Origin of the sequence: Micromonospora haikouensis (assembly GCF_000876225.1) — a bacterium.
In the GTDB taxonomy this organism is placed as follows: domain Bacteria; phylum Actinomycetota; class Actinomycetes; order Mycobacteriales; family Micromonosporaceae; genus Micromonospora; species Micromonospora haikouensis.
Genome location: NZ_JXSX01000001.1, coordinates 1089772 through 1107669, shown reverse-complemented (window position 1 = coordinate 1107669; position 17898 = coordinate 1089772). Strand labels below are relative to the sequence as shown.

Sequence of the window (17898 nt, the reverse complement as noted above, 5' to 3'; positions counted from 1 at the left end):
GGGACGTATCGATGACGATCCAGAACCCGACCGATCCGCTGCGGCGGATCCACCGGCCAGAACTCGTGACCGAACTCCTTGGCTGGGCAGCGGCGGGCTGTGGCCTCGGCACCGTACGCGGACACGTTGTCTGCGACAGCGGCTACGACGACTGCAACCTCACGCTGAGCACCACACGGGGCCGCTACCACGTGAAGATATTCACGACCGAGCGCCCGCGGGAGCTGACCCTGCGCTACGTGGACCTGCTCCGGTGCGTCATCGCGGCCGGGGTGTCCCACCCCGCCCTGCACCCCGCCGGGGGTGCGGACCTGCTGCACCACCGCGCCTCGGGAAACCTGCTCGTCGTGATGGACCACCTCGACGGTGGCACCTTCTTCGACCGCGGCGGGCACCCGAACCCGGCCCAGCTCGCCGACCTGATACGGCAGGTGCGGCTCGTCCATTCGATCGAGCGCGACTTCGCGCCGTTGCACGACTGGTGGGCGACGCCGAACATGCCCGTCCTGGCGCACGAGGTGCTGCCGCTGCTCCCGCCCGAGGACCAGCGGACCGTCACGGAGGCCCTGGAGTCCTTCGCCACGATCGACCTGGCCAACCTGCCCCGGGCGCTGGTGCACGGCGACCTCACGAAGGCCAACGTCGTACCGACCTCGGACACGACCGTGGCCGTCCTCGACTTCGCCGTGGCGAACCGCTATCCCCGCATCCACGAGCTGTCCATGATCGTCGTCAACCTCATGCACGGCGACCCCCGGGACCTCGACGAACGCCTCGCGGACCTGACGCGACGGTACGGCTCGCCGCCGCTGACCGACGCCGAGCTGGCCGCGCTGCCCGCCTACGTGTACGCGACGGCGGCCATGGAACTGCTGGGCGCGGCCCGCGAGGCGATCCTCAAGGGCAACGACGGGAGAGAGAACACCTACCTGCTTTCGCTCGGGCGCGCCGCCACGGCCGCCGCCCGCCGGATCGTCCGCCGAGAACACCGAATCCCTGGAGAATGAAGATGACCACCTCCCTTCCCGCCCCCGTCAGCCCCGGCACGCTCAGTGACGTGCGTCGACCGGTCAACTCCTGGGACGAGTTCACGCAGCTCCGGGAGATCCTCATCGGGGACGCCACGACGTCCCGGGTGCCGAGGATGACGGACCCCTCCGCCTGGCTGGCGTGCTACCCGACGCTGACGCCGGCGGAGATCGAGCGCGTGCACCAGGGCGAGTTCCCGAAGCAGGTCATCGAGGAGTCCAACGAGGACCTAGCCGAACTCGAGCAGACGCTGCGCGAGCTCGGCGTGACCACGCACCGGCCGCCGGCCGTGGACCACTCCCGCAGCTTCAGCACGCCCTACTGGGACGCGGACGGCTACATCTCCTACTGCCCGCGCGACATTACCCTGATCCTCGGTTCCACGATCATCGAGGCGCCCAGCCCGATGCGCTCGCGGTACTTCGAGATATTCAACCTGCGTCCGCTGTTCCAGCGGTACAGCGACGAAGGGGCCACCTGGATCTCCGCCCCACGCCCGCAGCTGCGCGACGAGCTCTACGCGCGCGACCCGCTGGGACGCCCGCTGCTGGCTGAGGGCGAGCCCGTCTTCGACGCCGCCAACGTCCTGCGGCTGGGGCGCGACATCTTTTATCAGGTGTCGCGCAGCGGCAACGAGACGGGAATGCGGTGGCTGGCGTCGATCCTGCCCATGCTGGGCTCGGATTTGCGCCTCCACCCGCTGCGTGACGTCTACGGCTACACCCACATCGACAGCACGATCGCGATCCTGCGGCCGGGCCTGGTCATGCTCAACCCCGACCGCATCGACCCGGACAAGGTGCCCGCCCCGTTCGACTCCTGGGACATCGTCTGGTGCCCTGAGCCGACCGTGCACCCGACCGCGCTGCCGCACACGCTCAGCGAGCGGTGGATCAGCATGAACCTGCTCATGGTGAACCCCGAGACGGCCATCGTCGACGCGTTCCAGCCGGACCTGCTGCGGGCGCTCGAAAAGGCAGGCATCACCGTCATCCCCCGCAAGCTGCGCCACGCCAGGGTCCTCGGGGGTGGCTTCCACTGCGTCACCCTCGACGTCCTTCGCGACGGTGGGTGCCAGACCTACCTGTCCTGATGCCCCGTGCGGCGCCGTCCGGTACCGGTCGACGTGCGGCCCGGCGGGCCGCCCGAAGGCAGGCGCCAGGCCAGGAACCTCCCGCCGTCCGGACGGCGCCGCAGGCCGGGTTCCAGCCGCGGAACAAGATTCCAGCCGCGGAACAAGAAAGGACCACCGTGCCCACACGTGAAGACACCGGCCAGGTCGTCCCGGCCAACGGTCACACGTTCGCCGTACACGACATCGACTACATCTGGCAGGCGGCGCACGGGCAGACCGCTCTTGTGCAGTTCGGCAACACGCGGCCGGAGCCCGATTCCGCGTTCCCCTTCCAACTGCTGCACGAGAACCTGCCGCCCGACGAGCCGGACGGTGACGACGTCACCTACGAGGTCACCTTCGGGCAGGGAGCCGACGTGCGGCGGTTCCGCCTGCGGCACCTGCTCAACGCGTCCGCGATGAGCCTCGGCGGGATCAACGACAAGCTCGTCGAGGCGGTCGCGCAGGGGCAGCGGGGACTCGGCCTGGTCAACACGGGCGAGGGCGGCCCGAGCATCCATCTCGGCACCGGCGCGGACCTCGTGTTGCAGATCGGCACCGCGAAGTTCGGCCTGGGGGTGCCGGCCCCAGCACACGGGCGGATGTTCGCGCGGCTCGACCTGGACCGGCTGGCCGAGTTGGTCCGGACCCACGAGCACGTGCGGCTGGTGGAGTTGAAGCTGTCCCAGGGTGCGAAGCCCGGGGTGGTCAGCCTGCCCGGCAGCCGGGTGTCCCCGCTGGTCGCGAAGGCGCGGGGCGTCCTGGCCGGTGTGGAGGCCGTGTCGCCGCCGCAGCACTATGAGCTGCTGGGCCGGACCCGCGAGGAGAAGTACGACAAGCTCTGCGCGTGGATCCACGACGTACGCGTCGCCACCGGTCTGCCCGTCGGCATCAAGCTCTGCGTCGGCCGGCCCCAGGAGGTGGTGGCGCTTGTCGAACGGTTCCGGCGCACCGGCTGCCCGCCGGACTTCATGACGATCGACAGCGCCTACGGCGGCACGTCCAGCGCCCATGCCTGCACCGCCAACTACGTGGGGTACGGCGACGTCTACGAGAGCATCGGCCTGGTCGACGACGCGCTACGGGCCACAGGGCTGCGCGAGCGCGTGGTGTTGTGCGCCTCCGGCGCCCTGCACACCCCCGCCTACGCCGTCGCCGCCTTCGCGCACGGCGCCGACGCGGTGTTCGTCGCCCGTGGATTCCTCTACGCTGCTGCCGCCGCCAATGGCGTCGCCGTACGACAGGGCGTCTCGCCCTACTCGCTGACCGACCAGGCCCGGGAGACAGCCGAGGCCATCGACGTGGCGCGGACGGCGCAGGGGCTGCGCAGCTACTCGGTGCAGTACGACCAGGACGTCCGGCTGCTCACTTGGCTGCTCGGCCACCGGTCACCGCGCGACCTCGACCGGTCGTGCCTGCGTCGTCGCCACGACCGGGCGGTGGAACGTGTCGCCTGAGCCCTCGTACTACGAGCAGCGGCTGCGAGGCCTGGCCGACGAGCTGCACCGCCTGCTCGGCTACGCCCAGGACACGTGGCGGCAGTACCTGCGGCTGTGCGAGCGCACCGGGATGCGGACCAATCCCCTGGTGGTGCCGGCCGCGCAGCGACGTCTCGCCGCCCTGGTTGAGGAGGTGGACGCCTTCCGGCGCACGGCGCACGAGAGCACCGACTGGTCGGCCTACCTGGACCGGTGCGAGGTCTTCCGGGTCCTCGTCCGGGACCTGGCGAACCTGGCGACCCTGCACGACTGGCAGTCGCCGGCGTACGAGAGCAGCAACCGTCCCCACCTGTTCCACGTCGACGACCACGGCTACCGCGGCCTGCTCGGCTACCGGCGGGTCCACCACCCGATCCTGACCCGCTTGGAGCAGCAGTACCGCTGCGAGCTCGGGTACGGGCAGCTGGGCCCGGCCTGCTTCCTGACCAGCTCGGGGATGGGCGCCTTCACGGCGGTCGAGAACTGGCTGGTGCGCGACCGGCTTCGCGCGGGCGACCGCATCGGCTACATGGCGCGCACGTACTTCGAGTCGCGCGACCAGCTGTCGAAGCTCAAGGGGGTCACCGTCCAGGGGGTGGAGGTCGAGCGCGCCGCCGACGTCGTCGAGTACGTGCGCTCCGCCCGTCCGGCGGCGTTCTTCGTGGAACCCATCAACAACGAGGACGAGACGACCCTCATCGACGTGGTGGAGATGCTGCGGTCGCTCGGCCGGCTGCCCCTCGAACAGGATCTCTTCGTCGTCCTCGACACCTCGATGTCGGCCGGCGGCGAGGGCGCGCTGTTCGCGATCCCGGAGCTGCGCGACAACCCGCGGTTGCACCTCGTGCAGATCGAGAGTCTGCTCAAGTACCGCCAGCACGGCCTGGACCGGATCAACGGGGGCGCCATCCTCGTCGACAGCCAGTTCGCCCGCGAGGTCTTCGTGCAGCGGGAGCGGTGCGGGGCCTTCCTGCCCGACCTGCAGTCCTTTGAGATGCTGGGCTACACCGCGCACGCCCACGACGAGCGGATGCTGCGGATCAAGCAGAACAGCGAGACTTTCTGCCGCGAGCTGCTGGCGGCGATGTCCGAGCCGCTACGCAAGCTGATCGTCCTCGGCACGCCGATCGCCACCACCCACGCCGACCACACCGTCTACCGGCACGCCTACCGGTACCTGGGCGGCGTCGTCCCGCTGGCGTTCACCCGTGAGCTGGGGCTGGACGTCCTCCAGGAGGTCATCTCGACGACCGTGACCGACTGCCGCCGCAGCGGCGTGACCCTGCACCACAGCACCAGCTTCGGTTTCACCTCGACCCACATCGGCATCGCCGCGACAGGCGGGGCCCGCCTGACCAGACCGTTCCTGCGCGTCAGCGTGGGGGAGGACCCGGTCGCCTGTATCGAACACATCGCAGGCGCTCTGGCGGCGGCCCTGGCCGAACACCTGTTGACGCCGACCTACGCGGGCGCGTCCGGCCAGGCCACCGTGCCGGCCACCAGCTGAGCCGCCCCGAGGATGCCGACGGCTATCGCGAGGAGTCCCTGCCATGGCCGAACCCGCCACCACCCCCCGCCGAGTGGTCCTGTCGACCGTCCGGTCGGACGCGCACACGTGGAACCTGACGTACCTCCAGCTCCTGCTGGAGGAACACGGCCACACGGTGGTCAATCTCGGGCCCTGCGTCGTCGACGCGACGGTGGTCCGGGCGGTCCGCGACCACGCCCCCGACGCGGTTGTCGTCAGCACCGTCAACGGCCACGGTCGGCTCGACGGGACCCGGCTCGTCGCGGCGCTGCGCGCCGATCCGGGCACCCGCCGGGTGCCGGTCGTCATCGGCGGGAAGCTCGGCATCGCCGCCGGTGAGATGGACGACGACGCCGCGCTGCTCGACGCCGGCTTCGACGCCGTTTTCCCGGACGACGCCGAGGCCGGGGAGCTGCTTGGATGGCTGGCCGGCCTGCCCGCGCAGCGCCCGGCCGACGGCTGCGCGACCGCGGTACGGGCCGTCCCCGATCTGGCGGACCACGTGGCGCGCGCCCGCGCGGCCGGGCTGCTGGTCGTGCAGCCGAGGATGGGCATGGCGGACCCGGGCGCGATGGCCGAGGGCCTACGCGCGGTGGCGCAGGCCGGGGCCAGCACCGTCGGCACGATCACGCTCGACAGCTACACCAGGGTCGGCGACCATGCCTCGGCACGGCAGGCGCTGGCGGCCGGGCAGCCGCTCAACGGGTTCCCGCTGGTCGTGCACGGCGCCGCCGTCACCGCCGAGGTGGTCCGCGCCGGTCAGGCAGGGCCGTGCCCGGTCCCCGTCCAGGTCCGGCACGGCTCCGCCGTTCCCCAGGAGATCTTCCGTACGGCCGTGCGCGCCGGCCTGAACGCCAGCGAGGGGGGACCGGTCTCGTACTGCCTGCCGTACGGCCGGGTTCCACTCGCCGAGTCGGTGCGGCACTGGGACGAGGCCACCAGGGAACTGGCCGCGACCGCACCGGGTCGGGCGCATCTGGAGACGTTCGGCGGCTGCATGCTCGGGCAGCTGTGCCCGCCGTCGATGCTGGTGGCTATCAGCGTGCTGGAGGCGCTGTTCTTCGTCGAGCGCGGCATCCCCACCGTCTCGCTGAGCTACGCGCAGCAGACCGACGCACGCCAGGACCTGGAGGCCCTGGCGGCGTTGCGCCGACTCGCCGAGGAGCTCCTGCCGTCGTACGTGCGGTGGCACGTCGTCCTCTACACCTACATGGGCGTGCATCCACGCACGCCCGCCGGTGCCGAGCGGCTGCTCAGAGCCAGCGCGGCACTCGCCGTACGGGGCGGGGCGGAGCGGCTCATCGTCAAGACGGCGGCCGAGTCGAGGCGGATCCCCACGGTGGCCGAGAACGTCGCGGCACTGGAGCTGGCGGCAGCCGCCGCCGCAGCGACCCGGCCGTCTCGCTCCGAGCAGTTGGACGGCTCGATGGTGCTGACCGAGGCGCGGGCCCTGGTGTCGGCGGTGCTCGACGGGGGCGACACGGGCCGAGCGCTCGTGCGCGCCTTCGCCAGCGGCACCCTAGACCTGCCGTTCTGCCTGCACCCGGACAACATGGGCCTGACCCAGGCGGAGATCGACGCGGACGGAAGGTTGCGGTGGACGCGGGTGGGGCGGCTGCCCCTGCCCGCCATCGGCGGCGGCACCCGCCGGAAGGTGCGCGCGAACGAGCTGCTTGGCATGCTCCGGCACACGGCGGACACCTACGACGGCCTGGCCACGTCCGGTCCCGCGCCGGACAGGCCGTCGCCACGTACGCCCACGGTGGACGCGGTCGCCTCTCCGGCGGTGCCGCCGGGCCGGGGCCCGTACACGGTGGCGATCGTGGGCAGCGGGCCACGGGGCCTCGCGGTGCTCGAACGTCTCGCCGCCCGCTTCGCGGCGGACCCGCCCCGGCGGCCGGTGGACGTCTGGCTCGTCGACCGGCGCGAGGTCGGCTGCGGTCGCGTCTGGCGCACCGACCAGCCGCCATGGTTCGTCATGAACACCGTCGCCGACGAGGTGACCATGTTCTCGGGGGCGGCGGACGACGGCCCGGCCAGGCCCGGCGCCGGCCCGACCCTGGCCCAGTGGTGGGGGCGGGTCGACCCGGCCGCTTCGGGCGACGGGTACGCGCCCCGAGCGCTCTATGGCCGGTACCTGCGGTTCCTGCTGGACGCCGTCGAGCGCGACCTGCCGGCCGGGGTTGCCCTGCGCCGCCTGGGCGCCGAGGTCACCGACCTGACCACCGGCCACGGCGGGTACGTGCTCACCACGGCGGACGGCCACCGACTGAGCGCGGACCGGGTCGTGCTGGCCACCGGGCACCCGCGTCCGTTGCTCGACCCCGAGCAGCGGAGATTCGCCACCTTCGCCCGTCGCCACCCAGGGCTGCGGTACGTACGCGGCGACTCGGCAGCGGATATGCCGCTCGACGCGCTGCCCGCGGGGTCGACGGTCGGAGTGATCGGGCTCGGACTGTCGTTCTACGACGTGATGGCGGCCCTCACCGTCGGCCGGGGCGGCAGCTTCGCCACTGAGGCGGATGGCACGCTGCGCTACCAGCCTAGCGGGGACGAACCCCTCCTGGTCGCCGGCTCTCGCAGCGGCGCCCCCCTGCCGGCTCGGGGCCACAACCAGAAGCCTCCCGACTTCTCCTACCCGAGCCGGATCTGCACCGTGCAGCGTGTCGAGAGAATGCGCCGGGACGGCCTACTCGACTTCCGCCGGGACGTGCTGCCGCTGGTGCTGGCCGAGATGCGGCTGGTGTACTACGCCGCCGAGGTGCGCCGGCGGTTCGGCGGGGACGTCGCGGAGCGCTTCGCCGCGCAGCTGCTCGCCTCGACCGACGACCCCCCGTCGCGGGAGGCCGTCGAGCGGCTGGCGGCGGCCTTCGGCGTCACCGACCTGCCGCCGCTCGACCTCACCGCCTGGCGGGAGCCGTTCGGCGACCGGTCGTTCGGCGACCGCGCCGGCTTCCGCGCCGCGCTGACGGAATTCCTCCGGGCCGACATCGCCGAGGCGCTGGCCGGCAACGTCGACGGGCCACGCAAGGCCGCCTGCGACGTGCTCCGCGACGTTCGGCACGTACTTCGGGCCGCCGTCGACTTCTCCGGGCTGACGCCGCAGTCGCACCAGCGGGACTTCCTGGACTGGTTCACCCCGCTGAGTTCGTTCCTGGCCGCCGGGCCGCCGCTGGTCCGGCTGCGGCAGGTCGGCGCGCTCGTCGACTGCGGGCTGTTGCGGGTGCTCGGGCCGCGGGCCCGCTTCGACACCGACGTGGCGACGGGCCGTTTCGTGGCCTGGTCGCCCCAGGTCGCCGGCAGCCGGGTGAAGCTCGACACGCTGGTGGACGCCCGGATCCCCCAGGCGGACCTGCGTACCGACGTCGCCGCCCTGACCACCCGGCTGCGGGCATCGGGGCTGTTGACCTGCTACGCGAACCGGTCCGGCGGCTCGGTCTTCGACACCGGCGGGGTCGCCGTGACCGAGGCCCCGTACCACCCGGTGCGGGCCGACGGCGGTGCCGAGCGGGGCCTCTACGTCCTCGGCATCCCCACCGAGCACACGCGCTGGTTCACCCAGGTCGGCAGCGGTCGACCAGGCCACTGGACCCAGTTCACTCGGGACGCCGACGCGATCGCTGCCGACATCCTGGCCGGGCTGGCCGCGCCCGCGCTGGTGCCGACGGCCGGGAACGAGCCGGGGGCGCCGCGCCGCGCCGTTGACGAGGTGGCGCAGTCGTGACGGGTCCGGACGAGGCGTACTGGCGCCTGCGGCGCACCCGGGCGCACCAGCGGTTCCGGGCCGCCCGCGACCTGCTGCTGCGGCACCGCACGGACTACGACCGGGCGTACGAGGAGTTCCGTTGGCCCCGGTTGCCGCACTTCAACTGGGCACTCGAGTGGTTCGACGTGATCGCCGCCGGAAACGACGCCCCGGCGTTGGTGCTGCCCACCAACGAGGAATCCGCCGACGAGATCGGCTTCGCGGACCTGGCCGCGAGGTCCGACGCCGTCGCGTGCTGGCTCACCCGACTCGGCGTACGCCGTGGGGAGCGCGTGCTCGTCGCCCTGGGTCCTCGGCCGCAGCTGTGGGAGACGATCCTCGCCTGCCTGAAGACGGGCGCGGTCGTCATCCCGGTCAACGTCACGCTCGGCCCGGCGGACGCCCGCGACCGCGTCACCCGGGGCGCGGTGCGCCACGTCGTCTGCGAGTCGGACCTGACCCGGCTCTTTCCGCCCGGCCCCGGCCTGCGGACGAGGATCGCGGTGGGCGCGCCGCCCCCGGGCTGGCACGACTACCGGGACAGCCTCGCCGTCGCCGGCCCCTACCTGCCGACCGAACCCACCCTGGCCGACGCCACCGCCTTCTGTTATTTCACCTCCGGCACCACCTCGCTGCCGAAGCTGGTGGCCCACACCCACGTCAGCTACCCCGTCGGCCATCTCTCCGGCATGTACTGGTCAGGGCTGATGCCGGGCGACCGGCACCTCAACGTGTCCGCGCCGGGCTGGGCGAAACACGCGTGGAGCAGCTTCTTCGTGCCTTGGAACGCCGAGGCGTCGATCGTGGTGCCACCGTCGGGGTGCCCACCCACGCGGCTCCCCCGCCTGATGGCGCGCCACCGCGTCACGACGCTCTGCGCGTCACCGAGCACGTGGCGGGCGATGCTGCCCGCGCTCGACACCGGATCGCCGGCGCTACGCGAGGCGCTCAGTGCGGGTGAACCCCTTGACGAGCGCGTCGCCGCCGCCGTGCGCGCCGCCTGGGGGGTCCGCGTCCGCGACGGGTACGGGCAGACGGAGACCACCGGACTGGTCGGGACCACGCCGGGCCTGCGTCCCCGGCCCGGCTGGCTCGGCAGGCCCCTACCCGGGTACCACATCCGGCTGCGGGGCTCCGACGGCGGCACGGCCGGCCAGGGTGAGGTGTGCGTCGACCTGACCGACGACCCCGTCGGCGTCGCACCCGGATGCGTACCGCCCGGACCGGCGACGCCGGGGCGTGAGTATCGCACCGGCGACCTCGCCGAGCGCAGCCCGGATGGCTGGATACGGATCCTGGGCCGGCGGGACGACGTCTTCAAGTCGTTCGGGCACCGGGTGTCGCCGTACGAGTTGGAGGCGGTGCTGCGCGCGCATCCCGAGGTAGCCGATGCCGCCGTCGTGCCCCGGCGGCTGCCGGACGAGGAGACCGTCGCGCACGCCGTGGTGGAGCTGGCCCGGCCCGCTCGCGCCACGGCGGAGCTGGAGCGGGCACTCGTCGCGTACGTCGCGGGCCGGATGCCGCCCGAGGCGCGCGTGCACTCCGTGAGCTTCAGTCGCGGCCTGCCGCGTACCGCCTCGGGAAAGGTCCGCCGGTCGGACCTACGGGTGCCGAGGGCCGAGCCGTCCCCTGTTGAAAGGAGCGACATGCCCGAGACGACGAGCCGTCCCCCCGTCCCGCAGAGCCGGGACGTCACCGTGCTGCGAGGGCTGATGACCCCGGACGGGCGCGACGCGGTGCCCTGGCAGGAGTGGATCCAGCCGGGCCGCGCCGGTGCCGAAATCCACCATCTCTACCGCTGCGACGGCCCGGCCGGGGCGGCGACAGCCTTCCTCGTCCGGTTCCGCCCCGGCGCCCACGGCGACCTGCACGAGCACCTTGACTACGAACTCATGTTCGTGATCGACGGCGAGCTGCACAACGACAACGGTGACAGCTACCGGCCCGGCGACGTGATCGTCGAGAAGCCACACAGCGTGCACCGGGTCGACTCGCGCGAGGGCTGCACGCTCCTGGTCGTCCGACAGGGACCGACCCGACCCGTCGACCAGTAACCCACCACCACGCCATCGGCCGGAAGGATCCCAACATGCCACTCGTAGAGATCAATGTGTTGCAACGATGTGACCCGAAGACGCTCCAGGCCCTGGGCGACGCCGTCCACCAGGCCATGACCGAGACGGTCGACGTACCCGCCGACGACCTGTTCCAGGTGCTCCGCCGCAACGACGATGGGATGCTGCGCTACGACGCCGGCTACCTCGGCATCCGCCGCGACGACGACGTGGTCTTCGTGCGGATCACGATGCGCGGCGGTCGCAGCGTGGAGCAGAAGCGGGCGCTGTACCGCCGCGTCGTCGAACTCGCCGCGGAACGCGCCGCCGTCGAACCCCGCAACGTCCTGATCACAATCGTCGAGAACGAGCTCTGCGACTGGTCCTTCGGTGAGGGCGTCGCCCAACTCGTCGAGCCGGGCCGGTAGACCGTGGAGCAACTTGCGCCGTACGACCTCGTGCTCACCGGCGGCCGGATCGTCGACCCCCAGGCGGGGACCACGTACGCCGGTGACGTCGCCGTCCGGACCGGTCGGATCGCCGCCGTCGGCCCCGGCTTGGGCGCGGACGCCGGCAGCCGGATCGACCTCGGCGGGCGGTTCGTGGCTCCAGGCTTCGTCGACCTGCACGGCCACTACTTCGCCAGCGGGTCCCCGATCGCCACCGAACCCGACCCGTTCGGCGTCGATGTCGGCGTGACCACCGTCGTCGATGCGGGGACCACCGGTTGGGCGAACTTTCCCGCCTTCCGCGCCCTGGAGATGGCGCAGGCGCGTACCAGAGTGCTCGCGTTCCTGCACGTGTGCAGCATCGGGTTGCAGACCCTGGCCTCGGGCGTCGGCGAGCTGCACGACCTGAGCCTGGCGGACGTAGCCGGGGCGGTACGCCGGGCGGCGGAGTTCCCCAACGAGGTCGTGGGCTTCAAGGTGCGGCTGACCCCGCGGGTCCAGGCGCCGCCGATGGGGGTGCTGAGCCGGGGCCTCGACGCCGCCGGGCGCGCCGGGCTGCCGCTGATGGTGCACGTCACGGACCCGCCGGTGCCGGTCGCGCGAATCTTTGAGCGGCTGCGCCCGGGGGACATCGTCACGCACGCCCTGCACGGCGGCGCCCAAGGCCTCCTGACCAGCGGCGGACGACCGCAACCGTGGTTCGTGGAGGCACGTGAGCGGGGCGTCCTCTTCGACGTGGGACACGCTGGCACGCTCTTCTGCGCGGAGACCGCCCGCCGGGCGGCCGACGCGGGCTTCTGGCCGGACACCCTCAGCACGGACGCCTACCGGACGGGGCCGGGCGAGTGGGTGCCCACCCTGCCGGAGCTGATGTCCGTGTTCCTCACGATGGGGATGCCGCTGGAGCGCGTCGTCGCGTCCGTCACGACGAACTGCGCCCGAGCCCTCGGGGATCCGCACTGGGCCACCCCGTGGCGCCCCGGCGCCCCGGCCGACGTCACGATCTTCGAGGTACGCGACGGCGTCGTTCCGGCCGGGCCGGACGGGCCGCCCGGCGAGGGGCGGCAGGTGACGGTCGTGCACGTGCTGCGCGACGGCGTGCTCCTGCCCGTGGGCGGGAAGGAGGCGACGGTCGATGCCTGACCAGCGGCTGCTCGTGCTGGGGTTCGTGGAGAATCGGGAGTTCGCCATCCGGACCCTGCTCCGCAGCGGCGTACGGCTGCTCCTGGTGGACTTCGTCGACGCTCCCCACCTGCGGCTGGCCGACGACTACCGCAGCGTGGCGGACCTGTTCGACGAACGGCAGGTACGCGCCGCGGTCGCCGATCTCCTCGACGGCGAGGTGCCCAGCGGCATCATGACCTTCTTCGACGAGTGCATGATCCTCGCGGCCGACCTCGCCGCCGAGTTCGCCGTGCCCTTCATGAGCCGGGACGCCGCCGCAGCCGCCACCATCAAGAGCCTCCAGCGCTCCGCGCTGCGCGCTGCCGGGGTGCCGCAACCCCGGTTTCGGGTGTGTCCCTCCCTGGCGGAGGTGCGCGAGGCGGCGCACGACTTCGGGTTCCCGGTCTGCGTCAAGCCGGTCGACCAGGCCGGCAGCATCGGCGTCGGGATGGCCGCCTCGCCCGCCGCGCTCGAGGTCGTCGCCGCGAGGGCCTGGGAGAGGCGGCTGCGGCCGGACTCGCCGGTGCTCGTGGAGGAGCGGGTCACCGGGCAGGAGATCAGCGTCGAGTCGCTCACCTGCGACGGCGAGACGACGGTCCTCTGCCAGGTACGCAAGGAGGTGGTGCCGGGCGACTATCCGATCGTGCGCGGCCACGCCCTGCCCTTCCGGCACGCCGACGCGGACGCCGCCGAGGCGGCTGTGCGTACCGGGCTGACCGCCCTGGGCGTCGACCGCTGCTTCAGCAACTCCGAGCTGATCCTGACCGAACGAGGGCCGGTGGTCATCGAGATCAACGCCCGGACGCCCGGCGACGTGATCATGGACATGATCTGGCACGCGTCCGGCTTCGATCCGTACCGGGCGGCCCTGGAGATGGCGTTGGGCGGCCGGCCCGACGTGCGCCTGCGGTGGCGGCACCACGAGGCGATGCGCTTCCTCTGCAGCAGGAAGGGCCGGCTGCTGCGGCTCGACGGCGTCGAGCGGGCGAGGCGGATGGCCGGCGCGGTGGAGACCCGACTGATGACACCCATCGGGAGCGAGCTGCGAGAGGCCCGCGACAACATGGACCACATCGCCTTCGTCGTCGCCCGGGGCGCCCTGCTCGAGGAGTCGAGCGAACGGGCCGAGGCGATGCTGCGGGAACTGACGGTGGTCACCGGCTGACCATCGCCGCTCCCGCCCCTGCGCCCGCCACCGGCTGAGGCGCTGCCGCGCCGACCCCACCGCCGCCGGTCGGCGGGTAACCGGTCGGGTCACCCATTGCGCCGACGGCGCGGTCGGCCTCAGCGTCCGGAGAGGGCGGCTCGACCGACCTGACCTTCGATACCTACCTCAAAGTGCCCCGGGACGAACCCCTGCTGATCCGTTGGAACATCGACCTCACCGACGACCAGCGCGCCGATCCGAGCCCGGATGCCGCGCCCAGCCCGGTGAAGGTGCGGTCGGCGGGGCGTCGGGGATGGGGGTTGATCCGGCGCCACAGGACAACGGCGATGAGGAACACGCCGAGGGTCCGCTTGAGTGGTTCCAGTGGAGCGTGGGCGAACAGGAGAGCTCCGACGACGGCGCACGGCACCGCCCCGAGGGTGAACCAGCCTACGAGCGGCCAGTTCAGGTCCCGCCGGTTGAACCACACCCGGGCGCCGTTGCTGGACAGCTGGGTGAGGGTCAGCATCGGCACCGCCACCCGCAGCCCGAACAGGGCGGTGAACATGGGCAGCAGCAGGACCCCGCCGCCGAATCCGGCGACGGCAGACAGCCAGGCCAACGCGAACGCCGCTGCTGACGCCGCCGCGAGCGTGCCGAGAACGTCGCCGTTCATTCAGGCCCCCGGGGGTGGGGGTTGCTCCGGTGCCGAACCGACGGGCCGGGAGAGAGATCACGGAGCCCATTGCGGGATGCTCCCCTCGTCTCGGACCGGCGCCACGTACGGCGTGGGATCCGGCACGTACGGCGCGACGGTACGCCGGCCCTATCGCGGCGGAATAACGGCACTCGGTGCAGCCGTTCCCCCAGGCCATCTCAGCCTGGCATGGGCCTACTCGGGCCGCGGCCCCCGCTACTGCTTTTCGTTCTGCCGGAGGGCTTCCTCAAGTTGGTCCTCCAGGATGATGATCCGGCAGGCGGCCTCCAGGGCGGTGCCCTGGTCGACCATTTCGCGGGCCCGGGCGGCCAGGCGCAGCTGGTAGCGGGAGTAGCGGCGGTGGCCGCCGCTGGAGCGGTGCGGGTTGATCAATTTCGCCTCGTCCAGGCGGCGCAGGAAGTCCTGCGTGGTGCCGAGCATCTCCGCGGCCTGGCCGATGGTGTAGGCCGGGTAGTTCTCATCGCCGAACATGTCATCGGGGTTCTGCCCCATGTCACCTCCACGTCGAGGGCCCCGGCGCTGACGCGCCGGGGCCCAGGGTTACGGGTCAGAACACCATCTGCCGACAGGAACGTCGGCTTGTCGTATCCGCACCAGCCGTCAACGCCGGCTTCGGGTGCGAGGATCGCGTATGCGTGACCGGAGACCACCTCTCGTTCGATGGAAACTGCGGTGTCCGCCGAGCCTGGCATGACGGCTGCCGGCGGGCGATCCAACGGTGTACGGCCCTCCCTTTCCTCTGCGTCTCTCACCTTGCGGTCGTACGGTCCACCGGTGCCGGAGCCCACGCGACTTCATGGCCCCGACACGTGCGGTGGACATCAGCTGGAGCCCCGAAGAGAACCCTGGCCCCACCTGCACCCCGGCGTGCGTTCCGCCGGGGCTGACGTGCTCCTACTGCCTACTGCTTCTCGGGAGGGAACGGTGAAGCTTGTCCCTCTCCTCGCCGCCCGTCGTGACCTCACGGCCGGACGGCCCGTCTGCGTCTTGACGGATCTTTCCCCTCGACTCGAAGAACAGTATGCCACGCTGCCGAAGATGTCTAGGCTCCGAAGCCTAGATTTCCTGTCCGCCGGCCATCAGGAAGTCGCGGTCGACGCGAGACAGTTTCCGCCGGTCGGGAAACGACGCGATCCAGCGGATGCGGCCGTCAGCGATTCAGCACGTCCCGCCGACGCGCCTGCAACAGGCGCGTCGGCGCCGTCAGAAGTGGACTGGTGCGGGCGTCAGAGGTCGAGGATGAGGTTCGCGGCCACCGCGGCGCCGTCCGGGCGGATGGTGGCGGCCGTCGCGGCGGCGCGGGACCGGGTCTCGGGCGACAGGGCCTGCCCGAGGGCGGCTGCCAGGGACTCGACGGTCGGAGACGGGCCGGAGTGGGCGGCGCCGATGCCCAGGGCAGCGACGCGGGCGGCGAAGTACGGCTGATCAGCCATCTGCGGAATCAACACCTGGGGTGCGCCCGTCAACGCGGCCGTCGTCGTGGTGCCGGCGCCGCCATGGTGCACGACGGCGGCGCAGCGCCGGAACAGCGCCCGGTGGTTGACTTCGGCGACCACGCGGACATCGTCTGCGCTGGCGGACGGGGTCAGGCCAGCCCAGCCGCGGGAGACGACGGCGCGACGGCCATGGGCGCGGATCGCGGCCAGGGCGACCTCCGCGGCGTGCTGCGGTGCGGGCATGCTGCCGAAGCCGACGTACACGGGCGGGTCGCCGGCGTCGAGGAATGCCTTCAGACCGGGGTCGAGCGGACGCGGGTCGGGGACCATCCAGGCGCCGGTCTGCACCACGTCGACGGGGTTTGCGGCGTCGGCTGGCCACGGGGCCAGGGTCGGGTCCGCGGCCAGCCACGGGTCCGCGGTGAAGACGTGGTCGCGGACGTTGTCGACCGGCGACAGGCCGATCGCCGCCCGTTCACGGTTGAGGGCGGCGCCGAAGACCGCGTTGTAGCCCTCGATCGCCAGCGCGTCGAGCTCCTTCCAGTCCGTGACGTCCGGCGGCAGCGGCCGGGTCGGCGCTGACTGCGGGCGGTGGGCGGGCGACGGCAGGAAGATCGGACAGTACGCGGCGTAGACATAGCGGATGCCCAGCCGCTCCGCCACCGACTGCACGCTCGCCGTGACCGGGAACAGGCCCGTCGCCACCATGACATCGGAGCCCTCGGCGGCCGCTGGGAGCTCGGCGAACTGCTCGGCCATTAGCTCGGCGGCCTTGCGCGGCACGTCCGGCACCCTGGTCGGGGCCGGCCCGTGCACCATCTCGCGCACCGACTGGCCGATCGGCACCAACTCCACCCCGAACTGGTCCAGCCGCTCGGCGCAGTCCGGCGGGGCGCACACCCGCACGCCCGCGCCCGCCTCCCGCAGCGCGATCGCCAGCCCGACCAGCGGCTCGACATCGCCACGGCCACCGAATGTCGACAGCAATACCCGCATGTCGCAACCCCCATCTCCACGCGGATTCCAGTTACGGACAGCGATTCTGCGCCCACCCCCGGGCCTTGCCGCAAGCCCCCGGGTGCGGTATATGTTAGTTATGGCAAGGGGATGCGACTCCTTGCCGTTTTTGTTGCGCTCCTCCTTGCCGCGGCTCCCCCTGTCGCCAGGACCGGCCCTGCGATGATCATGGGCGTGACAGTGCGCGGCACCGGCTGATGTTCAAGCCGAACGCGTTATGGGTCACCGACATCACCCAGCAACGCACCCAGGCCGGCTGGGCGTACTGCGGGGTCGTGCTGGACGTGTTTGCCCGCCGGGTCGTGGGCTGGTCGAGCGCCGACCCCTGTGCTCGGAGCTGGTCATCGACGCCCTGGACATGGCCCGCTGGCGAGGCCGCCCCACCGAGGGACAAGCCGTGGTCCACTCCGGCCACGGCAGCCAATACACCGGCTGGGCCTTGGGCAGTGACTCCGCTCGGCGGGGGTGCTCGGCTCAATGAGCTCCATCGGCGACTGCTACGACAACAGCATGGCCGAGTCGTTCTTCGGCTCGATGCAGCTGGAACTGCTCGAACGTCAGCCGTGCGGCTACCCGCCAGGAGCTGGCGAACGCCATCTTCGAGTGGATCGATACATGGCACAACCCGCGCCGACGCCACTCAAGTCTTGGCAACCTGGTCCCGATCGACTACGAACGACAGCACACCCCGGTCATGGCCGCGTCCTGACCACCACACGGAAGCCGTCCGGGAAACCGGGAGAAGCTCGATGCCTCATCGGGCGAGTGCTCTGGGCCGGTCATCACCACCCAGCACGCGCGGCCAAACTAGCCACGCTGCTGGCCGGGCTCTCACGGCACCGTAAACTGACACGGCGCGGCAACTTCGCTAGACCCAGAAAAGACAGATCGAAACGATCGGAGGACGGCTTGAGCAGTGCTTACGTCCGCTCTACTGATCTTCAGCAAGCGGGCACAACATTGCCCGAGCGCGACCCCACTGAAATAGAGAAGTAATAGATACCCGCAGGTCATTGCCC

12 protein-coding genes and 3 pseudogenes are annotated in these 17898 nt (G+C 71.7%); 12 read left to right on the top strand and 3 right to left on the bottom strand.

Annotated features, from left to right (window positions below):
* The first annotated feature begins 11 nt into the window (after positions 1–11).
* The 11 genes and pseudogenes from TK50_RS05025 to TK50_RS04980 all read left to right on the top strand — a co-directional run bounded on the left by TK50_RS05025 (position 12) and on the right by TK50_RS04980 (position 13726).
* Positions 12–1007: a phosphotransferase gene (locus TK50_RS05025; RefSeq protein WP_043961679.1), complete on the top strand. Its 996-nt coding sequence runs from the start codon at positions 12–14 to the stop codon at positions 1005–1007.
* Positions 1008–1009: 2 nt separating this feature from the next.
* The gene (locus tag TK50_RS05020) at positions 1010–2122 is read left to right on the top strand and encodes a scyllo-inosamine-4-phosphate amidinotransferase (protein WP_043961678.1); all 1113 of its coding nucleotides are present in this window, start codon (positions 1010–1012) and stop codon (positions 2120–2122) included.
* 158 nt (positions 2123–2280) lie between these two features.
* A complete protein-coding gene (locus TK50_RS31995) occupies positions 2281–3600 on the top strand; it encodes a glutamate synthase-related protein (RefSeq protein ID WP_052503616.1) in 1320 nt (439 codons plus the stop codon).
* A complete protein-coding gene (locus tag TK50_RS05010; RefSeq protein ID WP_043961677.1) occupies positions 3590–5128 on the top strand; it encodes a PLP-dependent aminotransferase family protein in 1539 nt (512 codons plus the stop codon). The genes TK50_RS31995 and TK50_RS05010 overlap by 11 nt, the downstream gene beginning before the upstream one ends.
* Before the next feature lie 43 nt (positions 5129–5171).
* A pseudogene (locus TK50_RS34720) lies at positions 5172–5459 on the top strand (cobalamin B12-binding domain-containing protein); the annotation flags it as partial.
* 180 nt (positions 5460–5639) lie between these two features.
* Positions 5640–6857 (top strand): annotated as a pseudogene (locus tag TK50_RS34715) (methylaspartate mutase); the annotation flags it as partial.
* 54 nt (positions 6858–6911) lie between these two features.
* A complete protein-coding gene (locus tag TK50_RS34710; protein ID WP_229406633.1) occupies positions 6912–8873 on the top strand; it encodes an FAD/NAD(P)-binding protein in 1962 nt (653 codons plus the stop codon).
* Positions 8870–10948 carry an AMP-binding protein gene (locus TK50_RS04995; protein ID WP_052503615.1) on the top strand — a complete coding sequence of 693 codons (2079 nt, stop codon included), beginning with the start codon at positions 8870–8872 and terminating at the stop codon, positions 10946–10948. Before TK50_RS34710 ends, TK50_RS04995 begins: the two co-directional genes overlap by 4 nt.
* A gap of 35 nt (positions 10949–10983) precedes the next feature.
* Positions 10984–11376, top strand: a complete 393-nt coding sequence (locus TK50_RS04990; protein WP_043961676.1) for a tautomerase family protein — start codon at positions 10984–10986, stop codon at positions 11374–11376.
* A gap of 3 nt (positions 11377–11379) precedes the next feature.
* Positions 11380–12540 carry an amidohydrolase family protein gene (locus TK50_RS04985; protein ID WP_052503614.1) on the top strand — a complete coding sequence of 387 codons (1161 nt, stop codon included), beginning with the start codon at positions 11380–11382 and terminating at the stop codon, positions 12538–12540.
* The gene (locus TK50_RS04980; RefSeq protein WP_043961675.1) at positions 12533–13726 is read left to right on the top strand and encodes an ATP-grasp domain-containing protein; all 1194 of its coding nucleotides are present in this window, start codon (positions 12533–12535) and stop codon (positions 13724–13726) included. The genes TK50_RS04985 and TK50_RS04980 overlap by 8 nt, the downstream gene beginning before the upstream one ends.
* 163 nt (positions 13727–13889) lie before the next feature.
* On the opposite strand, the gene TK50_RS04975 is transcribed toward TK50_RS04980, so the two are convergent.
* The 3 genes from TK50_RS04975 to TK50_RS04965 all read right to left on the bottom strand — a co-directional run bounded on the left by TK50_RS04975 (position 13890) and on the right by TK50_RS04965 (position 16858).
* Entirely contained in the window at positions 13890–14384 is a 495-nt protein-coding gene (locus tag TK50_RS04975) for a sulfite exporter TauE/SafE family protein (protein WP_082106168.1), read from the bottom strand.
* 237 nt (positions 14385–14621) lie between these two features.
* Entirely contained in the window at positions 14622–14918 is a 297-nt protein-coding gene (locus tag TK50_RS04970; RefSeq protein ID WP_043961674.1) for a helix-turn-helix domain-containing protein, read from the bottom strand.
* Positions 14919–15652: 734 nt separating this feature from the next.
* Entirely contained in the window at positions 15653–16858 is a 1206-nt protein-coding gene (locus TK50_RS04965) for a glycosyltransferase (protein ID WP_043961673.1), read from the bottom strand.
* Positions 16859–17456: 598 nt separating this feature from the next.
* On the opposite strand from TK50_RS04965, the pseudogene TK50_RS35680 reads away from it, so the two are divergent.
* Positions 17457–17588, top strand: a pseudogene (locus TK50_RS35680) (IS3 family transposase); the annotation flags it as partial.
* Positions 17589–17898 lie beyond the last annotated feature (310 nt).

What these genes read in the sequence shown, in the direction of transcription:
- TK50_RS05025 (WP_043961679.1), top strand. Translation starts at nt 12, where the DNA reads ATGACGATCCAGAACCCGACCGATCCGCTGCGGCGGATCCACCGGCCA.
- TK50_RS05020 (WP_043961678.1), top strand. Translation starts at nt 1,010, where the DNA reads ATGACCACCTCCCTTCCCGCCCCCGTCAGCCCCGGCACGCTCAGTGAC.
- TK50_RS04990 (WP_043961676.1), top strand. Translation starts at nt 10,984, where the DNA reads ATGCCACTCGTAGAGATCAATGTGTTGCAACGATGTGACCCGAAGACG.
- TK50_RS04980 (WP_043961675.1), top strand. Translation starts at nt 12,533, where the DNA reads ATGCCTGACCAGCGGCTGCTCGTGCTGGGGTTCGTGGAGAATCGGGAG.
- TK50_RS04975 (WP_082106168.1), bottom strand. Translation starts at nt 14,384, where the DNA reads ATGAACGGCGACGTTCTCGGCACGCTCGCGGCGGCGTCAGCAGCGGCG.
- TK50_RS04970 (WP_043961674.1), bottom strand. Translation starts at nt 14,918, where the DNA reads ATGGGGCAGAACCCCGATGACATGTTCGGCGATGAGAACTACCCGGCC.
- TK50_RS04965 (WP_043961673.1), bottom strand. Translation starts at nt 16,858, where the DNA reads ATGCGGGTATTGCTGTCGACATTCGGTGGCCGTGGCGATGTCGAGCCG.